The organism is Kitasatospora sp. NPDC002965 (assembly GCF_040611255.1).
Classification (GTDB): Bacteria; Actinomycetota; Actinomycetes; order Streptomycetales; family Streptomycetaceae; genus Kitasatospora.
This window is the reverse complement of the sequence record NZ_JBEXNT010000288.1, coordinates 1-2,552: the sequence shown is the minus strand read 5'-3', so window position 1 is coordinate 2,552 and position 2,552 is coordinate 1. Positions and strand designations below refer to the sequence as shown.

At 76.7% G+C, this 2,552-nt stretch carries 2 protein-coding genes; both read left to right on the top strand.

Features of this window, described 5'->3' with window-relative positions; genetic code table 11:
• The first annotated feature begins 56 nt into the window (after positions 1-56).
• Positions 57-695, top strand: a complete 639-nt coding sequence (locus ABZY91_RS41850) for a phosphopantetheine-binding protein (RefSeq protein WP_355409475.1) — start codon at positions 57-59, stop codon at positions 693-695.
• 16 nt (positions 696-711) lie between these two features.
• Positions 712-2,552, top strand: a 1,841-nt coding sequence (locus tag ABZY91_RS41845; protein ID WP_355409473.1) for a type I polyketide synthase, incomplete at its 3' end; no start/stop codon positions are given.

Sequence of the window (2,552 nt, the reverse complement as noted above, 5' to 3'; positions counted from 1 at the left end):
GCCACTTGTCGAACGCCTGCTGGCTGCCGTAGCCCAGTTCGCGGCCGGCGGCCGACTTGTTGCCGCCGTGGGCGGCGACCAGGGCGTGGGCGGCCCTGGCCGGCGGCGCGGCGGTGGGCGCCGCCCTGGCGGGCGACCCGGTGGCGGCCGGCGGGACGGACGGCGCGACGGACCCGGCCGGCGACCTGGCCCTGCGGCTGGCGCCGCTCGACCGGGCGGAGCGGCACCGGGTGCTGGTCGAGCTGGTCGGCGCCCACGCGGCCGCGGCCCTCGGGCACGCCTCGGCGGCGGCCGTCCGGCCCGACCGGCCCTTCGCCGAACTGGGCTTCGACTCGATGCTCGCGGTGCGCTTCCGCAACCGGCTGAGCGCGGTCACCGGCGTGCCGCTGCCACCGACGGCGGTCTTCGACCACCCGAGCCCGGCCGCACTGGCCGAGCTCCTGGAGAGCGTTCTCCGCCCACCGTCGCGCGGCCCGGCCGAGGCCGAACTCGACCTGCTGGAAAAGGCCCTCGCCTCGCTCGACCCGGCCGGGCCGGACGGCCGCGAGATCGGCTCCCGGCTGCGCGAGCTGCTGCGCGGCTGGGGCGAACGGGCCGGCCGGGGCCCGGCCGAGGCCGAGCCGCCGGTGACCCTGGCGGCGGCGACCGCCGACGAACTCTTCGACCTGCTCGACAACGACTTCGGAATGGCCTGAGGGAGAGCTGGAACTGATGCCGGACAACGAGAAGCTTCTCGACTACCTCAGGCGAGCCACTGCCGACCTGGGCGACGCGCGGCGTGAACTGCGGGCCGCCGAGGACGCCCGGCACGAGCCGATCGCCATCGTCTCGATGGGCTGCCGCTACCCGGGCGGGGTGGACTCGCCCGAGCGGCTGTGGGAGCTGGTCGAACGCGGTGAGGACGCCATCGGCGACTGGCCGGACAACCGCGGCTGGGACGTCGAGGGGCTGTACCACCCGGACCCGGACCACACCGGCACCTCGTACACCCGCAGCGGCGGATTCCTCCACCAGGCCGACGAGTTCGACGCCGGCTTCTTCGGGATATCGCCGCGCGAGGCGCTGGCCATGGACCCGCAGCAGCGGCTGCTGCTGGAGACCTGCTGGGAGACCGTCGAGCGCGCCGGTCTCGACCCGGCCGGGCTGCGCGGCAGCCGGACCGGCGTCTTCGTCGGCGCGATCGGCAACGGCTACGGGGCGGGCGCCCGGGGGCTGCCCGAGGTCGAGGGGCTGCTGGACACCGGGACGGCGAGCAGTGTGCTCTCCGGGCGGGTCTCGTACACGCTGGGCCTGGAGGGTCCGGCGATCACCATGGACACCGCCTGCTCCTCCTCGCTGGTCGCCCTGCACCTGGCGGTGCGCTCGCTGCGCTCGGGCGAGTGCGAGCTGGCGCTGACCGGCGGTGTGTCGGTGCTCGCCGCCCCGGACGCGTTCGTGGCGTTCAGCCGGCAGCGGGCACTGTCCGCCGACGGCCGCTGCAAGGCGTTCGCGGGCGCGGCCGACGGCACCGGCTGGTCCGAGGGTGTCGGCGTGCTGCTGCTGGAGCGGCTCTCCGACGCCGTGGCCCGCGGCCACCGGGTGCTCGCCGTCATCCGGGGCACCGCGGTCAACCAGGACGGCGCCAGCAACGGCCTGACCGCGCCCAACGGCCCCTCCCAGCAGCGGGTGATCGCCGACGCGCTGGCGGACGCGCGGCTGTCGGCCGCCGACGTGGACGCGGTGGAGGCGCACGGCACCGGCACCACGCTGGGCGACCCGATCGAGGCCCAGGCCCTGCTGGCCGCCTACGGACAGCAGCGGCCGGACGGACGGCCGCTGTGGCTGGGCTCGTTGAAGTCCAACATCGGCCACAGCTCGGCCGCCGCCGGGGTCGGCGGCGTGATCAAGATGGTGCAGGCGATGCGGCACGGTGTGCTGCCGAAGACCCTGCACGTGGACGAGCCCACCCCGTTCGTCGACTGGTCGGTGGGCGCGGTCGAGCTGCTGACCGAGGCCCGCCCCTGGGAGACCGGGGGCGAGCGGCCGCGCCGCGCCGGGGTCTCCGGTTTCGGGGTGGGCGGCACCAACGCGCACGCGATCGTCGAGCAGGCGCCGGACGCCGGGGACCTGCCGGACGCCGCGGGCCCGGACGCGGCCGACGCGGACGCCACCGGCCCGGCCCCGGCCGGCCCGCTGCCCTGGGTGCTGTCGGCGCGCGACCCGCAGGCGCTCCGCGCCCAGGCCGCCCGGCTGGCCGCCTCCCTGGCCGACGGGCCCGCGCACGACCCGGCGGAGATCGGCCGGGCGCTGGCCACCACCCGCACCGCCTTCGAGCACCGCGCGGTGCTGGTCGCCGAGGACGCCGCGGGCTTCGCGACCGCGCTGGAGGCGCTGGCCGCCGACCGGGCGGCGCCGAACGTGGTGCTGGGCACCGCCGGCCCGGCGGGGAAGACCGCCTTCGTCTTCCCGGGGCAGGGCTCGCAGTGGGCCGGCATGGCCGTCGAACTCCTCGACACCGCACCCGTCTTCGCCGAGAAGATGAACCAGTGCGAACAGGCCCTCGCCCCCCACGT